We start from the raw sequence: 25,871 nt of genomic DNA on the forward strand, positions 1-25,871 counted from the left end.
GCCGTGACTATGCGGCAGAGATTAGGGGCGCTCGGTGCGGATGGCCCAGCGCAGTTGGCGCACCATGCCCCGCAGGAGAGCCACTTCCTCGGCGCGCACCGTCGCGCGTTGCAGCAGATCCTGCACTTTGGCCATGCGCGCTGAGGCGGTGTGCTCCAACAGAAAACCCGCCTCCAGCAGGAGGTCTGTTGCATCGTCCAGCAACGCTGATAGCGCTTTTGCGGCTGCCGGGTCAGGTGATGGGGGGGCGATGCTGCGAGCTTCTGTCTCCGCACTGTTGAGTCGGGCTAACTCATGCAGAACCACAGCCACGGCATGGGACAGATTCAGGGAGGGATAGGCCTCACCGCTCTGTAAACACAGAACTTTCTGGCAGAGCCTCAGCTCACTGTTGCTAAGGCCGCGGTCCTCCCTCCCGAACACGAGGGCCACGGGCGCCTTTGCGCTGGATGCGCTGCCATCGCTGGCCAACAGCCATCCAAGCGCCTGTTCAGGATCTTGTAGAGGAATTTCGCCGTGGTCCAGACGTCCGCAACTGCCTACGGCGCGTCGGCAGTCGTTGATGGCTGTGAGTAAGTCAGGAAACACCGCTGCGGCGTCAAGCAGCGATTGCCCGTGAACAGCCATTTGCACGGCCTGCTCGCAGAGATGGTCACAGCGGGGGGCAACGAGCCGCAGTTCGCTCACACCGAAATTGGCGCAGAGCCTGGCCACGCTTCCAATGTTCAGAGGGCCGGCAGGCTCGACCAGCACAACGACGGCGTTCAAGGCACCGGCTCAGCTGAGTGTGTGTAGGTAGGCCAGTAGGTCGGCCATCGATTGCGGCTCCATCTCAAAACTCGGCATGGGTGGTGTGTCGCCGCTGATGATCTGGTGAACCAAGGCTGGGTCCTTCACGTTGTTGCTGACGCCCTGCAGAGAAGGTCCGACCAGTCCTTGGCCGGCAAGACCGTGACAGCCCGCGCAGTTGATGCGGAACAGCTGGCCGCCGTGGTCAACGGCACCTTGCAGTTCAAGGCTGGCCTTGATGTAGGGATCTCGCTGGGCACTCCCAAGAACCCAGAGCACCAGTACGACGCAAGCGGTCGCGGCCGAGACCACAAGAGCGGCGATCAGGCCGCGCCCTCGATCGGCCGAATCAGCTGATGCTGATTCGGCCGCAATTCGTGACGGCTGGACCACAGACCTTGAGTTCCAATGAGAGAATTCTGCTCAATTCTGATTGCTGACGCGACACCATGATCGAACCTCTGCTCTGCGGCATCGTTCTTGGTTTGATTCCCGTCACCCTGATGGGTCTGTTTGTGGCGGCTTGGAACCAGTACCGCCGCGGTGGCAGCGCTCTGGGGGGCTGAGCAGCAGCACGCCGCTGATGCCGTAGCGGCGCTGATCAAGAACAGACCAGCCTGAGCCCGGTACGGGATTCAGGTTTGATCTGTGTTCGCAAACCACTAGAGAGTCCTGGTGAAGCCAATTCCCTTGGGCGATCGCATCAAGGCCCGGTTCATAGAGGCCTTGGTCGTAGGGAGGGTCGAAGTAGACGATGTCGAAGGGGTCTTTGCTCCATCCTCTGCGCAGCCATCCGATCAGTTCTCGACGTTCTGTGAGCACTTCGGGCGTCGGTGAACAACCAGCTGCAACCGTGCTGAGGTTGGCGCGAGTGATTCGGATGCACTGCGGGTCTTGGTCGACGGCCACCACGCAGCGTGCACCCCGTTGCAGCGCCTCGCAGCCCATCACCCCACTGCCGCTGCATAGATCCAGCCAGCGGCAATCTTGCAAGCGCGGCGCGAGGATGTTCATCACCGCCTCACGGACTCGGGAGGTGGTGGGTCTTGTGGCGCGTCCTCCAGGGCTTTGCAGACGTCGACCGCCGCTGAGCCGAAGTTGCCCGCCACCGCTCATCGGATGGGCTCGGCCCCGCGCTGCAGCCAGGTCAACCAGCGTCGCAGCATTTGTTCTCCGGCATCTGACGACTTCTCCGGATGGAACTGACAGGCTCCCAACCGGCCTTTCCAGACAACAGCAGTGACCTCCTGATCGCCGAAGGCGGCCGTGGCTTTCAAGTCATTCCGATCGGTGGGAACTGCGGCGTAGCTATGGACGAAATACACCCATTCAGAGGGGATTTCGCTGTTGAGCAGTGGGCAATTGCCGTGATGCCTTAACGGGGCCCAGCCCATGTGGGGGATCCGTTCGCCGCTGCCACGGGGGAGACGTTTCACCCTTCCGGCCAGGAGACCGAGGCCGGGATCGCTTCCTTCGTCGCTGTGTTCGAACAGCAGCTGCAGGCCGAGACAGATCCCAAGCAAGGGGCGATTGTCATGACCCCAGCGCAGCAAGTGGGGCACTAGCCCTGTGGCCCTGAGGTTGGCCATGGCGGGATCAAAAGCCCCTACCCCAGGAAGGATCAGAGCATCAATGCCATCGAGCTGGTCAGCGTCTTTGATCAGCCTGCAGCTTTCACCAAGACGCTCTAGGCACTTCTCCACTGAGTGGAGATTGCCCATGCCGTAATCGATCAACCCGAGGTTCAGACTCAACCGATCTCTCCGATCTGGAGACAGATTCAGAGGTATTTGGAGATGGTGCCCGACAGGGTTGCCTTGGGAACAGCGCCCACAACCGTGTCGACCTTCTGGCCGCCCTTAAACACCATCAAGGTTGGAATGCTGCGGATTCCGTACTGGCTGGCGACGTTGGGATTTTCGTCAGTGTTGAGCTTGAAGACTTTGATCTGTCCGTCAAATTCTTTGGCAATTTCCTCGACGATCGGAGCCACCATCCGGCAGGGTCCACACCAGGGCGCCCAGAAGTCGACAAGAACCGGCACGTCGCTCTGGAGTACGTCCTGCTCGAAGGAAGCATCGGTAACGGCAGCGGCGCTAGACATATGAGCAGGAAGATTTAGGGAGAATTTAGCAACCGTTTCGAGCGAAAACACGCCCCTTCCCTGTCAAGAAGGGAACTTGTGACAGTCGCTCTCCATCAAGAGTAAAAGCCCGATCGCGCCGGGCTGGGGGGTGTGAGGAGTGTGTGGGCCTAAGCCCGCACACGCTTCAGCCTAGCTCTGCTCTATTTGCCCATCCCGAGGTGCTGGGCCTTTTGGTAAACCTTCCCTTCCGTCAGCAATGAAGGCGCAACGACCACCTCGACCTGCTGCATTTCTTCGATGGTCCGGGCGCCAAGGGTTCCCATGGATGTTTTGAGACACCCCAACAAGTTGTGGGTTCCGTCGTCCAACTTGGCAGGGCCGCGGAGAATGCGTTCGATGCTTCCTGTGCTCCCAACATTGATGCGGGTGCCACGAGGCAGCACTGGGCTTGGCGTTGCCATCCCCCAGTGGAAGCCCCGGCCGGGGGCTTCGTCCGCACGGGCAATGGGCGATCCAATCATCACCGCGTCGGCCCCGCAGGCGATGCATTTGCAGATGTCACCACCGGTCACGATGCCACCGTCAGCAACGATCGGTACATAGCGACCGCTCTCCTTTTCGTAGTCGGCCCTGGCGGCCGCGCAGTCTGAAACCGCTGTTGCCTGTGGAATTCCGACACCGAGAACGCCGCGGGAGGTGCAGGCGGCACCCGGTCCGATTCCCACCATCACGCCCGCCGCACCAGCACGCATCAGTTGCAGGGCTACGTCATAGGTGACGCAGTTGCCGATCACCACGGGGACGCCCATGTCGCGACAGAGGGCTTTTAGATCAAGGGTCTCCTGGCCTTCAGGACCGATGTGATCCGTCGAAACCACGGTGGCCTGCACAAAGAACAGATCGGCTCCTGCTTCGGCGATGGCCTTGCCGAAACGCAGAGCAGCTACCGGGGTTCCGCTCACGGCGGCAATGCCTCCTTGGGCCTTGATGTCTTGGATGCGTTTGCGGATCAGTACTTCTTGAACCGGTTGGCTGTAGATCTCCTGCATCAGTGGGACGAATTCGTCCTTCCCGACGGCTGCGATGCGATCCAGAACCTGGTTGGGGTCTTCATATCGGGTTTGCACCCCCTCCAGATTGAGAACGCCAAGGGAGCCGAGCTGGGACAGACGGACGGCCATGTCCACATCCACCACGCCGTCCATGGCGCTGGCGATGATGGGGATCTCCCGCTCGATGCCCCCGAGTTTCCAACGGGTGTTTGTGACCTCGGGGTCAACCGTGCGACCCCCAGGCACCAGAGCGATTTCATCGATTCCGTAGGCCCGGCGAACGGTCTTTGAGCGTCCGAGCTGAATGTCCACCGCGCGACTTAATGAAGTCTGATCAAGCTACCAATCGGGATGATCGCTTCAGCTCGAGCGGCCCGTGATACGGCTCCAGGTTGACCGGGTGGCCGTGATGAATTTGTCCCGGTCGCTGTTCCTGATCAAGTTGCGAAGAGCAAAATTCATCAACCAGATCAGGCCGGCGAGCTCAAGAAGGCCTGGAGCCAGAGGAAGGCTGTCAATGGTGTTGAGCACACCGGAGTACACCTTCGCCACCAGGGCGAAGGCAATCAACCCTCCAATCACCCGCAGCGGCAACTGGGCTTTGGTCCAGAGCTGAGCAAGATCGTTCTGCTCCACCCAGGCTTTGGCCTTGCCCACCAGCAGCTCCCATTCACCTCCGTCTTGATCTGAGCCGTCCTGATCTGAAGCGTCCTGCGCAGGGATGGAGACGGTGGACGCGATCACAGGGTCCGGCGTAGGCGCGGGGGTTGGTGCCGGTGCTGGCGTGGGCTCAGGTGTTGGTGCTGGCTCCGGACTATTGACGGGAGTAGGAGCAGGAGTTGGCGTGGGGTCGCTGCCTGGGGTTTCGGCTTCAGGGCGAGGCTCGTCGACAGGACCCATCACGTCAGTGCAAAGCGGTTGGGATTTTATCCGGAGTTTTCCTGTTGCTTCCACTGTCCGAGATAGACTGTTAAAGGACGTCTGATGCACGTATGACGGATTCTGTGGGGCCTGTCGGCGGCGGTCCTGGCGGTTCCGACGATCGGATTATTCAGACGGACCTACGCAACGAGATGTCGCGCTCCTATTTGGAGTATGCGATGAGTGTGATCGTGGGCCGGGCGCTGCCCGATGCCCGCGATGGTCTCAAGCCCGTGCATCGACGGATTCTTTACGCGATGTATGAGCTGGGCCTCACCAGCGACAGGCCATATCGCAAATGCGCCCGTGTGGTGGGCGAGGTGCTCGGTAAATATCACCCCCACGGCGACACCGCTGTGTACGACGCCCTGGTGCGGATGGCCCAGGACTTCTCCATGTCGATGCCCCTCATCGATGGGCATGGCAATTTCGGCTCTGTGGACAACGATCCACCGGCCGCCATGCGGTACACCGAATCGCGGTTGCGGGCGCTGACCACCGACAGCCTGCTGGAGGACATCGAGGCTGAGACGGTTGATTTCGCCGACAACTTCGACGGTTCCCAGCAGGAGCCAACCGTGCTTCCCGCCCGGATCCCGCAACTGCTGCTGAATGGTTCGGCGGGCATCGCCGTGGGCATGGCGACGAACATTCCGCCCCACAACCTCAATGAGCTGATTGATGGCTTGCTCGCGTTGATCGCGAACCCGGAGATCACCGATCAGGAGTTAATCCAGCTGATCCCTGGCCCCGATTTCCCCACCGGCGGTCAAATCCTCGGTCGTGATGGCATCCGCGACACCTATCTGGGTGGCCGCGGCTCGGTGACGATGCGCGGCGTGGCAAACATTGAAACGCTTGAGGTGCCGGGGCGCCCCGATCGCGATGCCGTGATCATCACGGAACTTCCGTACCAAACCAACAAAGCGGCACTGATTGAGCGCATCGCCGAGCTGGTTAACGACAAAAAGCTCGAAGGGATTTCCGACATCCGCGATGAAAGCGACCGCGATGGCATGCGGATCGTGGTGGAACTGCGCCGTGACGCCTACCCGCAGGTGGTGCTGAACAACCTGTTCAAGCTCACCCCTCTGCAAGCCAACTTCAGTGCCTACATGCTGGCGCTGGTGAACGGCGAGCCGATCCTGCTCACCCTGCGAAAGATGCTCGAGGTGTTCCTCGACTTCCGGGTCGAGACGATTGAGCGCCGCACCCGCTACCTGCTGCGCAAGGCCGAAGAGCGCGACCACATCCTGCTGGGCCTGCTGCTTGCCCTCGATCAGCTGGACCCGATCATTGCCTTGATCCGGGCCGCTCCCGATACGGCAACTGCACGCCAACAGCTGCAGGAACGCCATGGCCTCTCGGACATCCAAGCCGACGCGATTTTGCAGATGCAGCTGCGTCGTCTCACCGCCCTTGAAGCCGACAAGATCCGTCTTGAACACGAGGATCTGGTCACCAAGATCGCCGACTACAAGGACATCCTTAGCCGGCGTGAGCGGGTGTTCGGCATCATCCAGGACGAGCTCGGTCAGCTGCAGGAGCGCTACCCCATCCCTCGTCGCACGGAGATCCTTGACCTCGGCGGTGGGCTCTCCGACATCGATCTGATCGCCAATGAGCGTTCGGTGGTGCTGCTCACTGAGACCGGTTACCTCAAGCGGATGCCGGTGAGCGAATTTGAGGCCACCAGCCGCGGCACCCGCGGCAAGGCCGGAACCCGCAGCCAGGGTGAGGATGCGGTGAAGCTGTTCATCAGCTGCAACGACCACGACACCTTGGTGCTGTTCAGCGACCGCGGTGTGTCGTACGCGCTTCCCGCCTACCGCGTGCCCCAGTGCAGCCGCACGGCAAAGGGCACCCCGGTGGTGCAGCTGTTGCCGATTCCCCGGGAAGAGGCGATCACCACGTTGATTCCGGTGTCGGAGTTCAGCGACGACACCGATCTGCTGATGCTTACGCGAGGTGGCTTCATCAAACGCACCCGCCTTTCGGCCTTCAGCAGCATCCGCTCCAATGGTCTGATCGCCATCAACCTGGAGGAAGGCGATGCCCTCACCTGGGTGCGCCTGGCGGTGCCCGGCGACAGCGTCTTGATCGGCTCCAAAGCCGGGATGACCATCCACTTCCGCCTCAGTGATGAGGAGTTGCGGCCCCTGGGCCGTACGGCCCGCGGCGTGCGGTCGATGAACCTGCGCGATGGCGATGCCCTGGTGAGCATGGATGTGCTTCCGGTGGAACTCGCCGATCAGGTGGCCGCCAGCGCAGAGGAAGAAGAGGATGCCGCCACCGAGGGGCCCTGGGTGCTCGTGGCATCGGCTTCGGGTCTGGGCAAGCGGGTGCCGGTGACGCAATTCCGCTTGCAGAAGCGGGCCGGCATGGGCCTGCGGGCGATGAAGTTCCGCACCGAGGCCGATCAGCTAGTGGGCCTGAGCGTGCTCGGTGCCGGTGAGGAATTGCTCCTCGTCAGCGAGAAGGGGGTGATCGTGCGCACCAGCGCCGATGCCATTCCCCAGCAGTCGCGGGCTGCCACGGGTGTTCGTCTGCAGAAGCTGGACAAAGGTGACCGGCTGCTCAAGGTGGTGCTGGTGCCGCCAGAAGCGGAAGACGAATCTGCTGACGACGACACCACTGCATCGGAAGACACCGGATCAGACGCGCAGGACAGCTGACCTTGGCTGAGCCGGTGGATGTGCTGGTGCTGGGGGGCGGTCCTGCCGCCCTTTGCATCGCTTCTGAACTGAATCAACGGGGAGTGGCTGTTGCCGGCATCGCTCCCGAACCGGTCGACGCTCCTTGGCCAAACACCTACGGCATCTGGGCCGATGAACTCAAAGCGGTGGGGCTCGAGCAGCTGCTGGAGCACCGCTGGAACGACACCGTCAGTTATTTCGGCGCAGGCGGCACAACGGCTCAGGATCAGAGCTATGGCCATGGAATTGACTACGGATTATTCGATCGGGCTGCCTTACAGCACTACTGGCTGGCGCGGGCTCAAGGGGTGACATGGCGTCAGGACAGCGCAGAACGTGTGGAGGTGAGTGGACCAACAACCAGCGTCAGCTGTGCATCGGGAACCACGTTGACGGCGCGCTTGGTGATCGATGCCTCCGGCTCCCGCACACCCCACATTCGCCGCCCCGATCAGGGGCCGGTGGCGGGCCAGGCGGCCTACGGCGTGGTGGGGCGCTTCTCTAAACCGCCGATCGAGCCAGGTCGCTTTGTGTTGATGGACTACCGCTGCAATCACCTCAGCGAAGCGCAGCGCCGTGAACCGCCCACCTTTCTCTATGCGATGGATTTTGGTGATGGGGTGTTCTTCGTGGAAGAAACCTCACTCGCTTTGGCACCGGGTGTTCCCTACGAGGTGCTCAAGCAACGGCTGCAGCAGCGCTTGGATCAGCGGGGCGTGGAGATCACCGAGGTGATCCATGAAGAGTTCTGCCTCTTCCCGATGAACCTGCCGTTGCCCGATCGCAGTCAGCCGGTGCTGGCTTTCGGTGGAGCGGCGAGCATGGTGCATCCGGCTTCGGGCTACATGGTGGGATCGCTGCTGCGGCGGGGCCCTGATCTGGCCCAGGCGATTGCCGAAGCCCTTGCCAATCCCGCCCTGGGATCAGCGGCCTTGGCGCAACGGGGATGGCAGGCGCTCTGGCCATTGGAACTGGTGCTACGCCATCAGCTCTATCAGTTCGGGCTGGGCCGGTTGATGGGATTCAACGAAGCGTTGTTGCGCACCCACTTCGCCACCTTCTTTTCCTTGCCGCGGGACGACTGGTTTGGTTTCCTCACCAACACCCTGCCGCTGCCGCGCTTGATGGGAGTGATGCTGCGCTTGTTTGCCCTTTCGCCCTGGGAATTGCGGCGGGGGTTGGTGTTGGGGGCGGCCCCAGCTCAATCGCCGACCTGGGCCCAGTCCAACGGCTGAATCAGCGGGAACAGGCGGTCATCCATCTGCACCTCTTCGAGCCAGCCCTCTGCCAGTTCGGTGCTGCCGTCGATCGCCTGCATCAGCTGCCAGAAGCGACCCAGGTGTCGCTGAACCCGGTCTCTGGCCAGTTCGGTCGTGGTGCCGGCCCGGAGGATGAAGCTCCAGTCGGAGGACTGCGCCAGCAACAGTTCTCGCGCGGCCTGCTGCAGCCACTGCATGGCCTGCTCGCTGCCCACCCCGCGGCTGCAGCGCTGCACCATTGCTGCACTGGCCCGTTCCCACTCCGGGATGATCCAGGCGTTGCTGTCGTTCAGCCAGTAGTCGTGATAGCCCCCTTGTCCCCAGCTTGAGGGGGAGGGGTCACAGAGCTGGAGCTGGCCAACGCTGTTCAACACGTCGCGCAGCCGGGTGAAGCTCACCCCCTCCTGAGGTGCCTGCTGAAACAGCTGGCTCAGAAATGCTGGCCCTTCAAACCACCAGTGGCCGAAGAGTTCGGCATCGAAGGGGGCCACCAGCAGTGGGGACACATCCATGGCACGGTCGAGCTGATCCAGCTGCCGCCGGCGGCCCTGGAGGTAATCGGCTGCATGCTCTTTCACCCGTTCAGCCGCCACCCCCGGTTCATAGGGCTGTTTCCGGTCCAACGGTGCACTGTGATCGGTCACCCGATGCAGCTTCAGGCCGAGGGGTCGCGGTTGGTCGAGGCCCAGTGGCTTCAGCTCTTCGATGGGCAGGTCCCAGCCCAGATCGCGATGGAACTCCCGGTAGTGGGGATCGCCGGGGTAACCGTCCTTGGCGGACCAAACCGGCAGGGTTGCATCACTGTCACGCCCGAAGAAGGCCACCCCATTACGGCTGCAGATCGGGGCGTACACCCCGTAGCGGGGCCGGGGCCGGCCATGCAGCAGCCCATGGCCGTCCAGCACGGCATAGCGGAGCCCGGCATCGCGCATCCAGCGATCCAGCCCTTCGTAATAGGCGCATTCAGGCAACCAGACCCCCAGAGGCGATTCCCCGACGAGGCGCTGGTGTTCCCGCACCGCGGTGCGCAGTTGACCGCGCACCGCTTCCGGGTGATGGCGCAGCAGGGGGAGGTAGCCATGGGTTGCGCCGCAGGTGAGTAGATCGACCACCTCCTGGCGCTGCAGGGCTGCGAAACGCTGGATCAAGTCACCATCGCAGTCCTGCCATGCCGCTTTGTGTCGCTTGATGGCCGCCGCCAGATGCTCGGCGCCATCGCGGAGCGCAGGATCCGCCTTCGGCAGCAGCGCGAGCCTCTCGTTCAGCCACTGGGGAAAGCGCTGCTTGAGGTCTTGATCACTCAGCAGCGATAGCAGCGTCGGCGATAAGCCGATGGTGAGTTTGGGGTGTTGCTCTGGGTCTGCGCTGGCCTGTTCCAGCGCTTCGAGCAGGGGCAGGTAACACTCAATCAGTGCCTGGAAAAACCAGTCCTCTTCCAGAGAGCCTGGTTTTGCCGATCGCACGTAGGGCAGATGGGCATGCAACACCAGGGCGACAGCGCCTTTGGTCACGAACAAGCCCAAACGGTGGCTGAATTTAATCCGATTCCATCTCCATGCCTGAACTAAGATGAGTTAACTCATAGTCATTCCGACTAAGACCTCCGCTGGAGCCCCTTCCATGGCCAAGGACCCCGGTCGCGTCCTGATTTTTGATACCACCCTGCGGGATGGTGAGCAGTCTCCGGGGGCGAGCCTCAACCTTGAGGAGAAGCTGGCCATCGCCCAGCAGCTGGCTCGGCTCGGCGTGGATGTGATCGAGGCTGGATTCCCTTTCGCCAGTCCCGGTGATTTTGCCGCTGTGCAGCGGATCGCCCAGCAGGTCGGTGGGGACAACGGTCCGATTATTTGCGGTCTGGCCCGGGCATCGAGGGCAGACATCAAGGCCTGCGCCGATGCGGTTGCACCGGCGCCGCGTCGCCGCATTCATACCTTTATTGCCACCAGCGACATTCACCTCGAGCACAAACTGCGCAAAAGCCGTGCCGATGTGCTGGGCATCGTTCCCGAGATGGTGAGCTATGCCCGCTCGCTTGTGGAAGACGTTGAATTCTCCTGTGAAGACGCAGGGCGAAGTGATCCGGAGTTCCTCTACGAGGTGATTGAGGCGGCGATTGCTGCGGGTGCCACCACGATCAACATTCCCGACACCGTTGGCTACACCACGCCGTCGGAGTTCGGTGCTCTGATCGCGGGCATCAATCAGCACGTGCCCAACATCGCCGATGCCGTGATCTCGGTGCATGGCCACAACGATCTCGGTCTGGCGGTGGCGAATTTCCTCGAAGCGGTCAAGAACGGCGCCCGTCAGCTCGAATGCACGATCAATGGCATTGGCGAACGCGCCGGCAATGCATCCCTCGAGGAGTTGGTGATGGCGTTGCATGTGCGGCGTCGCTACTACAACCCGTTCTTCGGACGGGATGAGGAAAGCCCTACGCCACTGACGGCCGTACGCACCGAAGAGCTGACCAAGACCTCCAGGCTGGTCTCGAATCTCACCGGGATGGTTGTTCAGCCCAACAAGGCAATCGTCGGTGCGAACGCCTTCGCCCATGAATCCGGCATTCACCAGGACGGCGTGCTCAAGAACCGCCTGACCTACGAAATCATCGATGCCAAGACCGTGGGGTTGTCTGACAACCGCATCTCTCTCGGCAAGCTCAGCGGTCGTAGTGCCGTTCGCGCCCGTCTGGAGGAGCTGGGCTACGACCTCACCCGTGAGGATCTCGATGAGGCGTTTGCTCGCTTCAAGGAACTCGCTGATCGCAAGCGGGAGATCACAGACCGTGATTTGGAGGCGATTGTCAGCGAACAGGTGCAGCAGCCTGAAGCCCGCTTCCAGTTGAAGTTGGTTCAGGTCAGCTGCGGAAGCAGCCTGCGCCCCACCGCCACCGTCACGCTCCTCGATGAAGAGGGCAGTGAGACCACAGGCTCGGCGGTGGGCACCGGTCCTGTGGATGCCGTCTGTCGTGCCTTGAACGATCTGGCGGGTGTGCCCAATGAATTGATCGAGTTTTCGGTTAAGTCGGTGACCGAGGGCATCGATGCCATGGGCGATGTGACCATCCGCCTGCGACGCAACGGTGCGCTCTATTCCGGCCACGCTGCCGACACCGATGTGGTGGTGGCAGCGGCGATGGCTTTTGTGAATGCTCTTAATCGCCTGGTGGCCGGTGAGGAGCGCCAGTCATTGCATCCGCAGAAGGATCCTGTTGTTCTGGAGACCCGACCGACGCTCTAGAGCCGACCCCATGCGCACCTCCACCGCCCGGGCTGTTCAGCTGGTGCTGCTGATTCTTCTTGCGCTGCTGGTGCTCACGCCGTTGCTCTGGTTGGTGAGCACCTCGCTCAAGGGTCCGGCGGAAGACATCTTCAGCAGTCCGCCGGCGTTGTTGCCCGCCCAGCCGAGCTTCGATGCCTACGTCCGGCTGTTTCAAGACAATCCCCTCACCACCTATCTGTTCAACAGCACCGTGGTGAGTGGCCTGGCGGTGCTGGCCAACCTGCTGTTCTGCTCCCTTGCCGCCTACCCCTTGGCCAGGTTGCGCTTCGCCGGCCGAGGCTTGGTGCTGGGCTTGGTGGTGGCCACGATCCTGATTCCTTTTCAGGTGGTGATGATTCCGCTGTATCTGCTGATGGTTCAGTTGGGGTTGCGCAACACCCTGCTGGCCTTGGTGATCCCCCAGGCGGCCACCGCTTTTGGTCTTTATCTCCTGCGCCAAAGCTTTCTTGGCGTTCCCAAGGAACTCGAGGAGGCGGCACGGATCGACGGTTGCAGTCGCTTGGGGGAATGGTGGAACGTGATGATCCCGGCTGCCAAAGCTGATCTCATCACCCTGGCGATGTTTGTCTTCATCGGCACTTGGAGTGATTTTCTCTGGCCTCTGGTGATTCTTGACGACCCATCGCTTTACACACTCCCTTTGGGGCTGCAGCAGCTGTCCAGCAGCTTTTCACTGGATTGGCGGATCGTTGCGGCCGGATCGGTGGTGTCAATCCTTCCGGTTCTATTGCTATTCGTGCTGTTGCAGCGCTTCATCCTGCCCAATGCCAGCGGGGATGCTGTGAAGGGATGAGTTGATGGACGTGCGCATGGCCGCAAAGGCATCCATGCGTTCCTGCATCAAGCCCATCTGTTGGCTGAGCAGGTCGCTGTGGGCATGGTCTGGTGTTTGTTGCTCCAGCTGATGGATCCGTTCTTGCAGCGCATGGATGCGTTGATCCTGCTGTTGCAATCCCTTCAGCAGCGTTACGACAAGAACACTCACAAGAGCGAGGCTGCCGCAGCTGATCAGTTTCAACAGCATGCGACCTCCCGAATCAGGCTGATGCTGACTTGAATGGGATGTTCCAACAAGAGCTGCTGTGATGTCTCTCGACGATCTGGATCAATTTCTGAACCTTCGGGACAGCGATCCTGGACTGGCCCAGGCCTTGGCACAGCCCATGGATCTTGAGCAGTTTCTTGCACTCGCTGCCGAGCGCGGATACGTCTTGACCGAGGCGGATGTCTTTGCGGCCCAGCAGCGTGAACATCGTGTCAGAACAGCAGCGGAGCTTCAGCAGGATCAGGCCTCGGAATCGCGTCGCCTACGCAATTTCATCAACGGCTGACCACCAAGGCCTCACTTTTCATTGATCTAGTTTCACCACGTCCGGTGTTTCGCCGTGTACTTCTCCAATCCAGCGGGCGTGGTTCACGGCACCTTCGTGGGTGTGAAAGATCCAGGCGTCGTCAGGAGACGTTTGGCGTTCGATGCGCTGATCCACGGCATTGACGCTGAGATAGCCGCCGGCTGAACAGGAGCGCAGCACGTAGCGTTCGGCGTACTTGGTGAGCATTGGCTGAGAGGGGTATATCTGTTCGCTAGCGGTGCCTTGCGGCGGCTTGGCGCGAACTGCGGAATTGCTTTTACTTTTCTTCCTTGAGGGTTAATAGGGTTTGTTGTTGCCAGCTCAACCCCGTGGGTGCTGCAAATCGGCTCTGATGACCGCCGTCACGGAACCAGGGATCGCTGAGGGCCGTGATCTTCAGTTCGTCCGTTTTGAGATCCCAGGTGTTTTGGAGGTAGCTGCGGAGTTGTTCCGTCTCAGGGGGATCGGGCTGTTGCCAGTGCACCACGGCCAATTGCCCCGGTCGTGACTGGAGAATGGCCAGACGGTGATTCGGGTGGCCGTCGTTGGCGGGCTGAACGGATTCTTGAAGCTGCTCCTCGCAGACGTAAAGACGCAGCGGGACAGTGCTGTCAGGTTGGGGAAGTGGATATTTGTTGAGATACAGGGCACGAGCTTTCTGAAACGCTGCCCCAGGGGCCTTGGCCATCAAGCTGTTGTAGGCCTGCTGCAGCTGCTCACTCATGTGGTTGCCGCCATGTTGCTGGCTCCAGTGTGTGGATGATTCGGGGCCATGAACATGGGAGGATGGTGACACTTCCGGGATTGGATCGCGATGGCCAAACATCGCTCCCGCTACCGGTTGGTTGGCCTTGACGGTCAGCCTCATCCGGTGCTCGATGCCCCTTACGACACGTTGGAACTGGCCCTCGCCGAGGCCAGTGATTGGTGCACTGGACAAGGGGCTCGATGTTCGATGGGACAGCAGGGAATTGCAGTTGAAGTGCGAACCGACAGCGGTAGTTGGCGCACCATCGACTATCCGGTCAGTTGCTTGAGCCAATCCAGCGTGATGGTGGACTGATGTGGGTCAGTGTTGACCTCTGCGTTGTGCCGATCGGCGTTGGCGTCAGTCTTTCCCCCTACATCGCCGCCTGTGAACGCGTGATTGCTGCCACGGGCCTTCAGCATCAGCTGGGTCCCAATGGCACCGCGATCGAAGGCCCCTGGGAGGAGGTCATGGCTTGTGTGCGCGCTTGTCACGTTGAGTTGCACGGCATGGGAGCTCCACGGCTCTACACAACGCTCAAGCTCAACACCCGAACCGATCGGCAGCAGTCGTTCTCCGAGAAGGTCGCTTCCGTTGAGAACCTCCTCAGTGATTGAAAATCTATAGATCTTTGGTGGGTTTCGACTCAGCTTGAGTCGCTTTTGGGATCAATGAGATTGTTCAGTGCTGCTCTGCCCCATGCGTCGAGGTTTCGGTGGGGTGTTGTTGGCTCTGCTGGTGATGAGCCTGACGGGAGGTGCCGTTCAGGCGTCAACGTGGGATCGCATCGCCAGTTACCTGCGACTGCTGCAGCGGGCGGGCGTGAATGCGCTGGTGGCGCCTGATTGTCCTGCCGGCTTGCTGGGGGCCTTTCATGAGGGCAAGCAGGCCCTCTTGATGTGTGGCAACAACCTTCCCGACGATCCATCGGTTGTTTGGATCGTTCTGGCCCACGAATCAGCCCATGTGATGCAGTCGTGCAACGGCGGAAACTTGATGCCCGCGCCGCTGTTGGCCAAAAACATGGCGGAGGCCCGCCGTCTTGAGCCGGATACTTTTCACGAGTTGCAGCTGTATCACACGAGTCAGCATCACGTTGAGGCGGAAGCCCGGCTGGTTCAGGCTCTGCCGCCCACCCAGGTGGTGGCCTTGTTTGAAAAACACTGCGCCACTCGACTCTCCCCTTGAAGCTGCTGATGCTCGACCCTTGGCTGATGGTGGTCGATAAGCCCGCCGGCCTGCTGACGCAACCGGGCCTCGGGCCTGATCAACAGGACTCCGTGATCACCCGATTGCAGCGCAAGGAGCAAGGTCTGCGATTGGTCCACCGCTTGGATCGCGACACCTCGGGTGTGCTGCTGCTGGCCAGGAGTGCCGATGCCCTACGGCGGCTCAGTGCCCTATTTGCCGAACGTCGCATCAACAAGCTGTACCAGGCGGATGTTGAGGGGGAGCTCCTTGGCCGCGGCTGCATTGCTAGCCCCTTGGCACGACTGTCACGCCAACCCCCGCGCTACGGCCGCCATCCCGAGGGACGTCTGGCGCTAACCCTTTGGAAAGTCTGCGCTGCTTGTGCCCACGGCACGCGGATCTGGCTGCGCCCGCTCACGGGGCGCTCCCATCAGCTGCGGGCCCATCTGGCCGAGCTCGGACACCCCATCGTTGGTGATCCCATCTATGGGGATGCCGCTCGTTCGTTCCGCTTGCATCTGCATTCCCAGGCCTTGAGCTTTCGGCATCCCTTCACCCACCGACGCGTTCGTTTGATCTCGCAGGAGGTTCCCTTTGCAACTGAGTTCTGAACTCGTTGGCTACCTGGCCGCTGGCTTGACGACGGTCAGCTTCTTTCCGCAGGCCATCAAGACGCTGCGCAGTGGTGACACCAAGTCCATCTCGTTGGGCATGTATGGCCTATTCACCAGTGGCGTTGCGCTTTGGTCGCTGTACGGCTTGCTGGTCAAGGATGGCCCTGTGCTGGTCGCCAACCTGATCACCCTGGTTCCGGCTGCCGTTGTGCTGCAGCGCAAGATTGTTGGATGCCGATGAAGGAGCAGCCGATCAACGTCGCGCTGGAATCGGATAGGGAATGCGGCGGTGTCGCATCCGTCGCCACACCTGTACGAAGGCACGGATCACCAATTCCACTTCGCTGCGGTTGAGGCTGCTTTTGCGCAATTGTCCATCCCGCTGTCGTGACTCCACGATTCGCCGCACCGTGTCCACCGCCTGCGCATCAGAGGTGTCTGGAGGAAGGGATCGCAGGGCTGCCTCACATCCGTCAGCCAGCATCAAAATTGCTGTTTCTTTGGAGCGAGGTTCGGGGCCTTTGTACCGAAAGCGGCGTTCCTCAACCGCTGCATCGCGCTCCTGGGCCTTGTGAAAGAAGTACCCCATTTTCAAGGTTCCCTGATGTTCAGGGATGAAATCGGCGATAGGCCTGGGTAGGCGGTGGCGCCGCGCCAGCTTCAGCCCCTCATCCACGTGGGCTTGAAGAACCGCCGCGCTCGCCTGGGGGTCGTCGAGCGCGTCATGGGGATTGGGGCCGTCTTTCTGGTTCTCGATGAACCAGTCAGGGGCATGCAGTTTGCCGACGTCGTGATACAGCGAGCCGGTCCGGATCAGATCCACGTCCGCACCGATGGCCCGCGCCCCTTCCTCCGCGAGTCCGCAGATCATCAGGGTGTGTTCAAACGTTCCAGGGGCTTCGCAGGAGAGGCGCCGCAGCAGGGGACGTTCCTGATCCGCCAGTTCCAGCAGCCGCGCCCGGGTGAGTAGTCCGAAGGACCCCTCGAGAATGGGGATCAGCAGCAGGCTGAGCATCAGCAGCACCCCGAGCAGCAGGGTGTCGGTGGCTAGTTCATCCAGGCTGGGATTCAGGCTTCCCCAGAGCCGCAGGCCCGTGAGGGGCTGTAGTTGCAGCAGCAGCCATTGGCCCACGAGGGCACCGATCGGCAGCAGCACCGTTAGTTGAAGGAGCTGTCCGCGGCTGCGTTGACGGCCCGCGATCAAGGCGCCAGCTGCAGCGACCGTTGCTGCCATAAGAAGGCGACCATCTCCCAGACCCTGCACGGGTTCCGGCCAGAGCAGAGCGGCTACACCCATCCAGACCAAACCGCAGCCTGTACCGAGACCTTCAGCCAGCACCAGGGTGGGTGGCACCAGAACGGCGAGCGGGCTCACGGTTCCCTTGAACCAGAGTTTGGCGACCTGCACCAGGAGAAGAAGTCCCACCGCCAGCAGGGCGTGGCGTACCTCAAGGCCAGGCCGTTCGCGCCGCATCACCAACAGCATTGCTGCACAGCCAGCAGCAGCTTCCACGAACCGCTGAAACCAAATCAAAGGTTGGGGTTCGCGGCGCACGCGGCCGAAATAATCGAGCACGTCGTAGGCCTGGGGACTGATCGGTTCGCCTTTGCGGGTGATCAGATCTCCCTTGCGCACTTGGATCGTCGGGATGGCCTGTTTGGTCAGCTGCTCTTCGATTAGCTGTTTGCTCAGGTTCGGGTCGGTGCGCAGGTTGCTGCTCCCGCGCAGGGTGCTGGTCAGCACCTTGGTGGCCAGGGATCGGGACGCCGGCTCCTTCAGTGCGACAGCCTTCAGTTGAAGGTCGGCAGCCCGGCGCAATTGCTCAACGGCCAGATTGCTGACCAGTCCTTGGCTGAGCATCCGATTTGCAGTGCTTCGCACCGCGACATCCCAGGCGAGATGCTCCTGTTCGCTGCGTTGTTCCAGCCACTTCTGCTCCGGCTCGGACAGGTTGACCGGCCCGATCCGGGCTCCCGAACCGGTGTTGGTGATCTCCTGCAGCTGAAGCAGTTGCTGTTCCAGGCGTTGTTTAAGTCGTTGGTTCTGGTCTTGATCGATGACCTGGACCACTGATCGCGCCACCAGAGAGGCGCGCTGCTGCTCAAGGGCGGTGTTGTCCTGAACCAGGACATCTTTCGGTGCGATGGCGTCAAATGGTGCCAGCGATCCCGGCTGGAGTTCTGGTTTGATCAGCCAAGGCAGGCTTGAGACGGCCGCCACAGATAGGCACAACAGCAGAACGACGAGGGCTTGCAAGCGCGTCCAGCGCAGCAGGCGGCTCCCTGGGCCCTCGAGCCGCAGCCAGTTCCTCCTGAGGCTGCTCAGCCGTGGAACGCGAACCAAAAAGGACCCCGTAGCGGCTTCACGCTAGCTCTCTCCAGAGGGCATGCTGGACGCAGTGGACTGAGATGCCATGGCCCTGCGTTTGGATGGCAAGGTGCTGGCAAGGGATGTGGAGCGTCGTCTTCAATCCCTGATCGAACAGCGTCTGGCTGAGGTGGGGCGACCGCCAGGGTTAGCGGTGCTGCGTGTCGGAGAGGATCCGGCCAGCGCCGTCTACGTCGCCAACAAAGAAAAGGCTTGTGCTCGGATTGGTGTGGCCAGCTTTGGCGACCACCTCCCCGGCGACACTCCTGCTGCGGTCGTGCTTCAGACCATTGAACGGCTGAATGCCAACCCGGAGGTGGATGGGATCCTGCTCCAGCTTCCGCTCCCTGGAGGCCTTGATGAGGGGCCACTGCTGATGGCTATTGATCCCGAGAAGGATGCAGATGGTCTGCACACGCTCAATCTCGGCCGGCTGCTTAAGGGGGAACCGGGCCCGCGCAGCTGCACCCCCGCAGGAGTGATGGCGTTGCTGCGCAGCAATGGAATCGACCCGGCGGGCAAGCGCGCTGTGGTGATCGGTCGAAGCATTCTTGTGGGACAACCGATGGCCTTGATGCTCCAGGCGGCCAACGCGACCGTCACCATTGCCCATTCCCGCACGGCAGATCTGGCGGCGCACTCCCAGGAGGCTGAGATTCTGGTTGTGGCGGCAGGGCGTCCCCAGTTCATCGGGGCAGACCACGTGCGGCCGGGTGCGGCTGTGGTGGATGTCGGTATTCACCGCAAGCCTGAAGGCGGTCTATGCGGTGATGTTCGCGCTGATGAAATCGAGTCGATCGCCGGTGCGCTCTCACCTGTCCCAGGAGGTGTCGGACCGATGACGGTCACGATGCTTCTGGTCAACACCGTGGTGGCGTGGTGCAGACGCCACAACATTGACCATGATTTGGACGATCTCGTGCCCTGATCGATTCAATGGCGCTGCACTGGCTGTTTCCAACACCCGTTCTGCAGGCGGATCTTGAACCGGATGTCGCGACGGCCGCAGCCATGCAGCAACAGCTTGAGCAGTTCGACGCGCAGGTGTATCAGCACCCTGAGTTCAGCGATCGCAACAACCTCACGGGAGATTTGTTGGGCCACGCCGGCCTGGATCAGTTGCATCGTATGGATGCGTTCCAGTGGCTGAACGCTCAGTTATCTGTTCACGTGTCGGACTATCTCCATGCGCTCCTGGGGAACGATCACGGCCTTGTGGCGCACATCCAAAAAGCCTGGCCCGTGGTTTGTGCCAGAGATGGCGGAACAATTGATTTGCACAGCCATCGCAATGCTCAGTTGAGTGCGGTGTTTTATGTGTTGGCAGATCCGGCGAACGAGAGTGGGGAGCTTGAATTTGAGGCTCCCGACGATTACTTCAGCCATGTGATGGCGATTCCCTATCGCGATGCCGCCGTCTCCGGTGGTGTTTTCGCGCCGACGCCCCACCGGCTGTTGTTGTTCCCTTCGGATCTTCGGCATCGGGTGCTCCCCTATGAAGGGGGAGGACCCCGCTATTCGGTCTCCTATGACCTCGCCATCACCACGGCGCCAGGGAAGGGACGCGAGATGCGAACACCCCACCCCATGGATTGGGTCCCACTCGGCATCAAGGACTCGGCCTGAGAGAATCCCGCCAGCCAGGGTCCACCCATGAGCGCCGAGTTTGATTTCAAGGCCTATCTCGGCAAGGCCAAAGAGCGGGTGGAAACGGCACTTGATGGATCCCTAGGTCCTGAGAGGCCGGAGTCCTTAAGGGAAGCGATGCGGTATTCGCTGCTTGCCGGTGGAAAGCGGTTGCGTCCAATTCTTTGCCTCGCCGCCTGCGAGTTGGCCGGGGGGGACGCATCGCAGGCTCTGCCGACTGCGGTGGCGCTTGAAATGATCCACACCATGTCGCTGATCCATGACGACCTGCCGGCCATGGATGACGATGACTTGAGGCGTGGTCGTCCCACCAATCACAAGGTGTACGGCGAAGCCGTTGCCATCCTCGCGGGTGATGCACTGCTGACCCGAGCCTTTGAAATGGTGGCTCTGCGCAGTCTGGATGTTCCTGCTGAGCGTCTGCTCAAGGTGGTGGGAGAACTGTCGTTGGTGGCCGGTGCGCCAGGTCTGGTGGGCGGCCAGGTGGTGGATCTGGAAAGCGAAGGAAAGGAGGTGGATCTTGAAACCCTCGAGTACATCCACCTCCACAAAACGGGAGCTCTGTTGAGCGCTTGTGTCATTACTGGGGCCATGATTGGCGGCGCCGATGAAGCGCTGATCAAGGCCCTACGCGTCTACGCGAGGGGGATTGGCTTGGCGTTCCAGATCATTGACGACATTCTCGACATCACCGCCAGCAGCGAGGTGTTGGGCAAAACCGCCGGCAAAGATCTCATCGCCGATAAGACCACCTATCCCAAGCTTCTGGGGTTAGAGGAATCCCGCCACAGGGCTGACGCGTTGGTCAATGAAGCGAAAGAAGCCCTCCAGCCTTGGGCCGAGAAGGCGGTTCCCCTGCTCGCATTGGCCGACTTCATCACCAGCCGCGACCGATGATCGAAGCCATTCCCTCCCACGCTGTTGTGCAGGAGGTTTTCGACAACAGTTCGCTGACCTGGGGCTTGATGGCCTGCGGTGTAGCTCAGTTGTCCAAACTGTTCCTTGAGTTGCTGCTGCACCGCCGTTGGCGTCCGGCGGTGCTGATTGAAACCGGTGGCATGCCCTCCAGCCACTCCGCCCTGGTCACAGGGACGGCGGCGTGTGTTGGATGGACCCTTGGTTTTGATCACCCCCTGTTCGCGCTCGCGGCGATGGTGGCGTTTGTCGTGATGTACGACGCCAGCGGCATTCGTCGCGCTGCCGGGCTGACGGCGGAACGGGTCAACGGCCTGCCTGATTCGCTTTGGCCGGAGCCCCATGCGAAGCCGCTTAAGGAAAGCCTGGGCCACAGTCGGCTGCAGGTGCTGGTGGGCAGCCTGATGGGCCCCGCCATCGCCTTGCCAGGCTTGGTGTATCTGGGATCACCGCTGCATCTGGTGGCCCGTCTTGGAGCGGGGCTGGGGTGACCGCAGCCGCTGAGCTCACCGCTGATCAGCAGGCGGCGGCAGATGCCTTTGCGGCCTGGCTCAATCAGCCCGTTGATGGCACGCCGTTTGTGCTCAGTGGTTTCGCCGGCAGCGGCAAGACCTTCCTCTCGATGCGGCTGTTAAGGCAGGTGGAAGCCAGCGGATTGTGTTGGACCGTTGTGGCCCCAACCCACAAAGCGGTTGGCGTTTTACGCCAGGCGCTGGAGTTGGAGGGTCTCCAACCCACCTGGTATCCCTCCACCATCCATCGTTTGTTGCGGCTGAAGCTCAAGCGATCCGCTGACGCTGAACTCTGCGAACCCACAGAGCAGACGGCCATGGCCCTGGAGAACCTGGGTTTGGTGCTGATTGACGAAGCTTCCATGGTCGACAGCACCCTGCTGGGCATTGCCCTCCAGTGCGCCCATCCGTTCAAGACCCGTTTGGTGTTCGTTGGTGACCCCGCCCAGTTGCCACCGGTGGGAGAGGAGAACAGTCCCGTTTTTGCGATGCAACGGTCTTGTTCCGCCACGTTGACCGAGGTGGTTCGTCATCAAGGACCCGTGCTCCAGCTGGCCTCTGGTCTCCGGGAGGGTCGCTTGCCCTGCCAGATGCCGCCGCTGATGCCGCCGATTCGATCACCGCAGGGCCAGGTGTGCAGCTTGATCCAACGGGAGTGGCTGGATCAGGCCCGGCGTGCCTTGCGTGAAGCCTCGGTGCAAGACAACCCCGATGCTGCACGCATCCTCTGCTACACGAACCGCACCTTGGATCGTCTTGTGCCCCATGCGCGCCGTGCCATTCATGGGGAGATGGCGGATCAGATGCCGGTGCTGCCTGGTGAGGTGTTGATCAGTCGCACTGCGGTGATGGCACCGGCCTCAAGGGATGGTGAAGAGGCCGGCGAAGAACCCGACATGGTGTTGGGTTCCAACCGCGAAGTGACTGTGCGTGACATCAAGCCGGAGGCCTGTGATCTGGCGGATTTCGGCCTGTCGTCAGCCGACGGTCCCGTGCCTGTGATCGAGACGCTGTCTGCGACGGTGAATGCCGGGGATCTGGAACTCACCCTGCGCCTGCAGCCTCCGATCGGAAGTTCCGGTCGTCAGGAGCTTGATGCGGTGATGCACCGCCTGCGCAAGCAGGCCCGTGATGCCGGTAAAAAAAATGGGCGAGCGATCTGGCGTCAGTACTTTTTGATTCGCGATGCTTTCGCTTCGCTTGGTCCTGCAGCTGTGCTCACGGTGCATCGCAGCCAAGGCAGCAGCTTCGGGGATGTTTTTGTGGCGCCAGATGTGTTCCGGGCGGATCCCTCGATTCGTCAGCAGCTCTGTTATGTCGCTGTGTCCCGTGCTCGCACGGGGGTCTGGTTGCTCGGCGGGGAGACGTCGTCTGACCTGCGCGCCTCATGGCAGCGCGAATTCGACAACGCGAGAGAACCCAAATGAATCAGCTGATCATCAGCCCACTGATGCCCTGCCAGCCCAGATAGGCCCCTAGCCCGAAACTCAGGCTTCCCACCACCAGTTCCCCGCGTCGGAGAAGGGCTGCTTTGCCGTTTTGCAGAAGCGGCAGGACCCGCTGACGTCCGGCTAACACAGCCAAAAATGGAATCACAAGTAGGGCACTGGCCGCGGCGCTGAACCCTGCGCTGCAGGCAATTTCTTCACGCAAAGGGAACTGTGCGGCAAGAATCACGGCTGCGCTCTTGGCGAACAGCAGCAGGTCGTCGGGACTGATGACTTCTGTGACGCTGCTGATTAGTAACAGCAAGGGAAGTGGCATTGCTGCAAAGCGATCCACGGCACTGCTCCAGGACGGGGCTGCTCCGTTTTCCAGCACGCCTCGAACCAGTTCACGCCCGCCCAGGGCGATTAAGGCTCCACCGCCAATCAGATCAAGGCCTGTTCGGTGGTCGGATCCCTGGGTCATGTCCAGGAGTAGTCCATGTCCAAGAGTCAGCAGCCCGATAACTGCCAGGGCGCTGGTCAGCAGCCACCCACCCAGAAACAACCCACCACGCCGCAGGGGCGACTCCCCCAGCAGCAGTAGCAGCATCAGAACGATATGAATGGGCGAGAGTGCCACGCCAATCCCGTAGGTCAGCAGCTCCGTCCAGATCCTGGGTTCCGCCATTCATTCAGGTTATGAACCTCGATCGTTGATGTTCGACAAGCGCCTTGCTCAGAGTCGCAGGATCAACGCGGCCAGGCCAATACTCACCCCTAGGCTCACAACGCCGAGAATGGCTCTCCAGAAGGCTTTGTCTTTGGTATCAAGGAAGTTGCTCAAGGAACGCCAGGTTCTTTAGTCGTCAGTTTTGCCACCTGTCAGCAGGTAAGGAAAGGTGCGATTGATCGGGCGGTGCAGAGACCGCAGTGTTTTGTTGTAGTGAACGTTGGCCATAACGCTGTAGCGGCGCCCCAGAATCAGTGCACGGTCTAAATCGGCTTCACAGCTGCGGATGTCGGTGTGTACTTCGCGTGCCTGATCTGACACCGGTGCAGCAGCAGGAATCAACGCCGAAAACTGTCCTTCCCTGTGCCTCCAGCTCTGACAGGCCTCGAGGGCCTCTGTCGCTGAATCGAACACCTGCTTCGTCGTCTCCCGTCGCGTGCTCATCGCCTCCATGCCGAGCAGGGGCAGTGCTGTGATCAAGAGGACAAATCCGAAGCGGAGCATGCGTCAGGCGCGAAGGTCCTGCTTCAGCCGTAGCTAGGTGGGCTGAGCGTGGCAGTGTCCTTCCCAATGTTTTCGCTTGTACGTTTCAGTACCGCACTTCGAACCAGTCATCGCCTGTGACAGGGAGCTGGCTTGGTTTCACCCGAAGCACTCGCGCGCCCGGAGGTCCGACCTCACACCAGGCCCGAAGTTCAGACAAGGCGAGTGGTGGGCCTTCGGCTTGCACTTCGACACTGCCATCGCTTTGGTTGCGAACCCATCCGCTGATCCCGAGATCCAGGGCGCGCCGACTGCAGCTGGCGCGGAATCCCACCCGTTGGACGCGTCCCTCGATTACCCAGCGCCAGCGTTCGACGAACGGTTGTATCCGTTGGTGTTGCTGGCGGCTGACAAACCGTTTGGCGATCGCTTCTCCCCGGCTTCGAGCGCGGCGCGCCATCGGGAGCAAATCGTCGTAGAGCTGGCCCAGTGCAGGTGTACCCAGCTCGCGTGAACCGTCTGATCGACCCATCCTTCCGAATGTCGATGGACTTTCCATCCCTCAATGTCCCACAGCACTGATCGGTCGGAGGGCTGCCGATTGGTGTGCAGCTCCCAACGGTGAAATTCGTGACCAACGAGCTTTTGACCGCTCTGAACGACAGGGCTGTCCCGCCGAGCCTGCAGGCGGCGGTAGCCCACGTGCAGCCGGCCACGCTGGGCCTTGAACGGAAGAATGCCCGTCATGTTGTGCCCGTTGCCATCGAGGTCCTGAAGCCTCTGTCCGAGCATGAGCATCCCACCGCATTCGGCGTAGACAGGCCGATGCTGCACGAACTGTCGAAGAGACCTCAGGCTTTGTTCACAGCCGCTGAGTTGGGCTGCATGCTGCTCTGGGAAGCCGCCCGGCAAGATCAGCCCCTTGGCTTCGGCAGGGATGGGCGCATCGGCAAGGGGACTCCAACGGAGTACGGGCATGCCCATTTGCTCCAGCAGTTCACAGGTTTCCTGGTAGCGGAAGTGAAAGGCAGCATCACTGGCAAGAGCCACAGGAAGGGGTTGCCCCTTCACCGCTGGGATGTCGGCCAGAGGGTGCGGCCCTTGGCGGGGTGCCAGAAGCAAGGGCTCCAGGCGTTCCATGTTCAGATGCTCGCTGGCCAGAGCGGCCCAGGCTTGGCGTCGTTGTTCGGGAGCTTCCATCTCATGGGCAGGGGCCAAACCGAGATGACGGCCCGGCAGTGCAAGGGCCTCGGTGCGCGGTAGACAGCCCAGCAAGGGCACCTGCATGCGGTCAAGTACCTCTCCGAGGAGCTCCCGGTGCCTGGGGCTGCTGACCTTATTCAGTACCACTCCGGCGATTGCCAGGTTGGGATCGTGATCGCGGAATCCGCGAACGAGGGCGCCGAGGGAGGCGGCCTGCCCCCCGGCATCCAGCACCAGCACCACCGGCAAGCCCAGCAGGCGGGCCACGTCGGCGGTGCTTCCCGTTTCACTGCTGCCGATGCCGTCGAACAGGCCCATCACTCCCTCCACGAGGGTTAGGTCAGCGACTCCGCCGTAACCGTGAAATGCCCGCCGAACCCAGTCTTCCCCGCACAAATTGAGATCGAGGTTGCGACAGGCCTGACCGGAGGCTTGGCTCAGCAGCTGGGCATCGAGATAGTCCGGTCCAACCTTGAAGGGTTGGATTCGTCGTCCGTTCTGATGCGCCCAGCTCAACAGTGCCAGGCTCAGCAGGGTTTTGCCGCTGCCACTGGCTGGTGCAGCGATGACGGCGGCCATGGCTTAGACGCGGC

The 25,871-nt window shown here is 61.4% G+C and carries 31 protein-coding genes and 1 pseudogene; 16 read left to right on the forward strand and 16 right to left on the reverse strand.

The genetic code is table 11. The annotated features are described in order from the left end of the window. Window positions 1-21: 21 nt before the first annotated feature. Together FZZ92_RS00620 and FZZ92_RS00625 are read right to left on the reverse strand one after the other, a co-directional pair. Entirely contained in the window at window positions 22-768 is a 747-nt protein-coding gene (locus tag FZZ92_RS00620) for an RNA methyltransferase (RefSeq protein WP_226398861.1), read from the reverse strand. Between the two features lie 9 nt (window positions 769-777). Then, a complete protein-coding gene (locus tag FZZ92_RS00625; RefSeq protein ID WP_226398860.1) occupies window positions 778-1,182 on the reverse strand; it encodes a cytochrome c in 405 nt (134 codons plus the stop codon). Window positions 1,183-1,238: 56 nt separating this feature from the next. Here FZZ92_RS00625 and petG point away from each other — a divergent pair, with 56 nt between their 5' ends. Beyond that, entirely contained in the window at window positions 1,239-1,355 is a 117-nt protein-coding gene (gene petG / locus FZZ92_RS00630; RefSeq protein ID WP_071823076.1) for a cytochrome b6-f complex subunit V, read from the forward strand. A 16-nt stretch (window positions 1,356-1,371) separates the two neighbouring features. On the opposite strand, the pseudogene rsmD reads toward petG, so the two are convergent. The 5 genes and pseudogenes from rsmD to FZZ92_RS00655 form a co-directional block, all read right to left on the reverse strand. Further along, window positions 1,372-1,905 (reverse strand): annotated as a pseudogene (gene rsmD / locus FZZ92_RS00635) (16S rRNA (guanine(966)-N(2))-methyltransferase RsmD); the annotation flags it as partial. After that, window positions 1,902-2,543: an imidazole glycerol phosphate synthase subunit HisH gene (gene hisH / locus FZZ92_RS00640; RefSeq protein WP_226398859.1), complete on the reverse strand. Its 642-nt coding sequence runs from the start codon at window positions 2,541-2,543 to the stop codon at window positions 1,902-1,904. The gene hisH and the pseudogene rsmD, both read right to left, overlap by 4 nt. A 26-nt stretch (window positions 2,544-2,569) precedes the next feature. Then, window positions 2,570-2,893: a thioredoxin gene (trxA, locus tag FZZ92_RS00645; RefSeq protein WP_006851354.1), complete on the reverse strand. Its 324-nt coding sequence runs from the start codon at window positions 2,891-2,893 to the stop codon at window positions 2,570-2,572. A gap of 182 nt (window positions 2,894-3,075) precedes the next feature. Further along, window positions 3,076-4,239 carry a GuaB3 family IMP dehydrogenase-related protein gene (locus FZZ92_RS00650; RefSeq protein WP_226398858.1) on the reverse strand — a complete coding sequence of 388 codons (1,164 nt, stop codon included), beginning with the start codon at window positions 4,237-4,239 and terminating at the stop codon, window positions 3,076-3,078. A 48-nt stretch (window positions 4,240-4,287) separates the two neighbouring features. Then, window positions 4,288-4,827: a CAAD domain-containing protein gene (locus tag FZZ92_RS00655; protein WP_226398857.1), complete on the reverse strand. Its 540-nt coding sequence runs from the start codon at window positions 4,825-4,827 to the stop codon at window positions 4,288-4,290. Between the two features lie 92 nt (window positions 4,828-4,919). On the opposite strand from FZZ92_RS00655, the gene gyrA reads away from it, so the two are divergent. Both gyrA and crtL read left to right on the forward strand, forming a co-directional pair. Next, a complete protein-coding gene (gene gyrA / locus FZZ92_RS00660; RefSeq protein ID WP_226398856.1) occupies window positions 4,920-7,523 on the forward strand; it encodes a DNA gyrase subunit A in 2,604 nt (867 codons plus the stop codon). A gap of 2 nt (window positions 7,524-7,525) precedes the next feature. Continuing rightward, window positions 7,526-8,779: a lycopene beta cyclase gene (gene crtL / locus FZZ92_RS00665; RefSeq protein WP_226422327.1), complete on the forward strand. Its 1,254-nt coding sequence runs from the start codon at window positions 7,526-7,528 to the stop codon at window positions 8,777-8,779. Here the strand turns inward: crtL and FZZ92_RS00670 are convergent. Then, on the reverse strand, window positions 8,746-10,314 hold the full coding sequence (locus tag FZZ92_RS00670) for a 1,4-alpha-glucan branching protein domain-containing protein (RefSeq protein WP_226422328.1): 1,569 nt from the start codon (window positions 10,312-10,314) through the stop codon (window positions 8,746-8,748). The two genes, crtL and FZZ92_RS00670, sit on opposite strands and share 34 nt — an antisense overlap. Before the next feature lie 109 nt (window positions 10,315-10,423). On the opposite strand from FZZ92_RS00670, the gene FZZ92_RS00675 reads away from it, so the two are divergent. After that, a complete protein-coding gene (locus FZZ92_RS00675) occupies window positions 10,424-12,046 on the forward strand; it encodes a 2-isopropylmalate synthase (protein WP_226398851.1) in 1,623 nt (540 codons plus the stop codon). A 10-nt stretch (window positions 12,047-12,056) separates the two neighbouring features. Further along, on the forward strand, window positions 12,057-12,881 hold the full coding sequence (locus FZZ92_RS00680) for a carbohydrate ABC transporter permease (protein ID WP_115025307.1): 825 nt from the start codon (window positions 12,057-12,059) through the stop codon (window positions 12,879-12,881). On the opposite strand, the gene FZZ92_RS00685 is transcribed toward FZZ92_RS00680, so the two are convergent. Then, on the reverse strand, window positions 12,819-13,112 hold the full coding sequence (locus tag FZZ92_RS00685) for a hypothetical protein (RefSeq protein ID WP_226398850.1): 294 nt from the start codon (window positions 13,110-13,112) through the stop codon (window positions 12,819-12,821). The two genes, FZZ92_RS00680 and FZZ92_RS00685, sit on opposite strands and share 63 nt — an antisense overlap. Window positions 13,113-13,173: 61 nt before the next feature. Here FZZ92_RS00685 and FZZ92_RS00690 point away from each other — a divergent pair, with 61 nt between their 5' ends. Then, complete coding sequence (locus tag FZZ92_RS00690; protein ID WP_115025305.1) at window positions 13,174-13,419, forward strand: Nif11-like leader peptide family natural product precursor; 246 nt, start codon at window positions 13,174-13,176, stop codon at window positions 13,417-13,419. 18 nt (window positions 13,420-13,437) lie between these two features. Here FZZ92_RS00690 and FZZ92_RS00695 read toward each other — a convergent pair whose 3' ends face one another. After that, on the reverse strand, window positions 13,438-13,647 hold the full coding sequence (locus FZZ92_RS00695) for a hypothetical protein (protein WP_226398849.1): 210 nt from the start codon (window positions 13,645-13,647) through the stop codon (window positions 13,438-13,440). A gap of 70 nt (window positions 13,648-13,717) precedes the next feature. Then, window positions 13,718-14,164: a hypothetical protein gene (locus FZZ92_RS00700; RefSeq protein WP_226398848.1), complete on the reverse strand. Its 447-nt coding sequence runs from the start codon at window positions 14,162-14,164 to the stop codon at window positions 13,718-13,720. 90 nt (window positions 14,165-14,254) lie between these two features. Here FZZ92_RS00700 and FZZ92_RS00705 point away from each other — a divergent pair, with 90 nt between their 5' ends. From FZZ92_RS00705 to FZZ92_RS00725, 5 genes are all read left to right on the forward strand, one after another. After that, window positions 14,255-14,503, forward strand: a complete 249-nt coding sequence (locus FZZ92_RS00705; protein WP_115025302.1) for a hypothetical protein — start codon at window positions 14,255-14,257, stop codon at window positions 14,501-14,503. Then, window positions 14,503-14,805 (forward strand): MTH1187 family thiamine-binding protein, encoded by a 303-nt coding sequence (locus FZZ92_RS00710; RefSeq protein ID WP_115025301.1) that lies wholly within the window; start codon window positions 14,503-14,505, stop codon window positions 14,803-14,805. Before FZZ92_RS00705 ends, FZZ92_RS00710 begins: the two co-directional genes overlap by 1 nt. An 82-nt stretch (window positions 14,806-14,887) precedes the next feature. After that, entirely contained in the window at window positions 14,888-15,376 is a 489-nt protein-coding gene (locus tag FZZ92_RS00715; protein ID WP_226398847.1) for a hypothetical protein, read from the forward strand. Between the two features lie 8 nt (window positions 15,377-15,384). Further along, window positions 15,385-15,990, forward strand: coding sequence for an RluA family pseudouridine synthase (locus FZZ92_RS00720; protein WP_226398846.1), 606 nt, complete (start codon window positions 15,385-15,387; stop codon window positions 15,988-15,990). Beyond that, on the forward strand, window positions 15,974-16,234 hold the full coding sequence (locus FZZ92_RS00725; protein ID WP_370631216.1) for a SemiSWEET family sugar transporter: 261 nt from the start codon (window positions 15,974-15,976) through the stop codon (window positions 16,232-16,234). Before FZZ92_RS00720 ends, FZZ92_RS00725 begins: the two co-directional genes overlap by 17 nt. Window positions 16,235-16,246: 12 nt before the next feature. Here FZZ92_RS00725 and FZZ92_RS00730 read toward each other — a convergent pair whose 3' ends face one another. Further along, window positions 16,247-18,337, reverse strand: coding sequence for an HDIG domain-containing metalloprotein (locus tag FZZ92_RS00730; protein ID WP_226422329.1), 2,091 nt, complete (start codon window positions 18,335-18,337; stop codon window positions 16,247-16,249). Window positions 18,338-18,407: 70 nt separating this feature from the next. On the opposite strand from FZZ92_RS00730, the gene folD reads away from it, so the two are divergent. From folD to FZZ92_RS00755, 5 genes are read left to right on the forward strand one after another with little or no spacing between them, the layout of a single operon-like run. Beyond that, a complete protein-coding gene (folD, locus tag FZZ92_RS00735) occupies window positions 18,408-19,289 on the forward strand; it encodes a bifunctional methylenetetrahydrofolate dehydrogenase/methenyltetrahydrofolate cyclohydrolase FolD (RefSeq protein WP_115025298.1) in 882 nt (293 codons plus the stop codon). A gap of 8 nt (window positions 19,290-19,297) precedes the next feature. Then, window positions 19,298-19,987, forward strand: a complete 690-nt coding sequence (locus tag FZZ92_RS00740; protein ID WP_226398843.1) for a TIGR02466 family protein — start codon at window positions 19,298-19,300, stop codon at window positions 19,985-19,987. A 27-nt stretch (window positions 19,988-20,014) separates the two neighbouring features. Next, window positions 20,015-20,905: a geranylgeranyl diphosphate synthase CrtE gene (crtE, locus tag FZZ92_RS00745; protein ID WP_226398842.1), complete on the forward strand. Its 891-nt coding sequence runs from the start codon at window positions 20,015-20,017 to the stop codon at window positions 20,903-20,905. Beyond that, window positions 20,902-21,414, forward strand: coding sequence for a divergent PAP2 family protein (locus FZZ92_RS00750; protein WP_115025295.1), 513 nt, complete (start codon window positions 20,902-20,904; stop codon window positions 21,412-21,414). Before crtE ends, FZZ92_RS00750 begins: the two co-directional genes overlap by 4 nt. Beyond that, the gene (locus tag FZZ92_RS00755) at window positions 21,411-22,862 is read left to right on the forward strand and encodes an AAA family ATPase (RefSeq protein WP_226398841.1); all 1,452 of its coding nucleotides are present in this window, start codon (window positions 21,411-21,413) and stop codon (window positions 22,860-22,862) included. The genes FZZ92_RS00750 and FZZ92_RS00755 overlap by 4 nt, the downstream gene beginning before the upstream one ends. Window position 22,863: 1 nt before the next feature. On the opposite strand, the gene FZZ92_RS00760 is transcribed toward FZZ92_RS00755, so the two are convergent. The 4 genes from FZZ92_RS00760 to FZZ92_RS00775 all read right to left on the reverse strand — a co-directional run bounded on the left by FZZ92_RS00760 (window position 22,864) and on the right by FZZ92_RS00775 (window position 25,857). Beyond that, window positions 22,864-23,550, reverse strand: a complete 687-nt coding sequence (locus FZZ92_RS00760) for a GAP family protein (protein ID WP_226422330.1) — start codon at window positions 23,548-23,550, stop codon at window positions 22,864-22,866. 171 nt (window positions 23,551-23,721) lie between these two features. Then, entirely contained in the window at window positions 23,722-24,096 is a 375-nt protein-coding gene (locus tag FZZ92_RS00765) for a hypothetical protein (protein ID WP_226398840.1), read from the reverse strand. An 85-nt stretch (window positions 24,097-24,181) separates the two neighbouring features. Continuing rightward, window positions 24,182-24,502, reverse strand: a complete 321-nt coding sequence (locus FZZ92_RS00770) for an acylphosphatase (protein WP_370631239.1) — start codon at window positions 24,500-24,502, stop codon at window positions 24,182-24,184. Continuing rightward, window positions 24,430-25,857 carry a cobyrinate a,c-diamide synthase gene (locus FZZ92_RS00775; protein WP_226422331.1) on the reverse strand — a complete coding sequence of 476 codons (1,428 nt, stop codon included), beginning with the start codon at window positions 25,855-25,857 and terminating at the stop codon, window positions 24,430-24,432. The genes FZZ92_RS00770 and FZZ92_RS00775 overlap by 73 nt, the downstream gene beginning before the upstream one ends. Window positions 25,858-25,871 lie beyond the last annotated feature (14 nt).

The sequence above is a fragment of the Synechococcus sp. MU1611 genome (genome assembly GCF_020514255.1).
GTDB lineage: Bacteria > Cyanobacteriota > Cyanobacteriia > PCC-6307 > Cyanobiaceae > Parasynechococcus.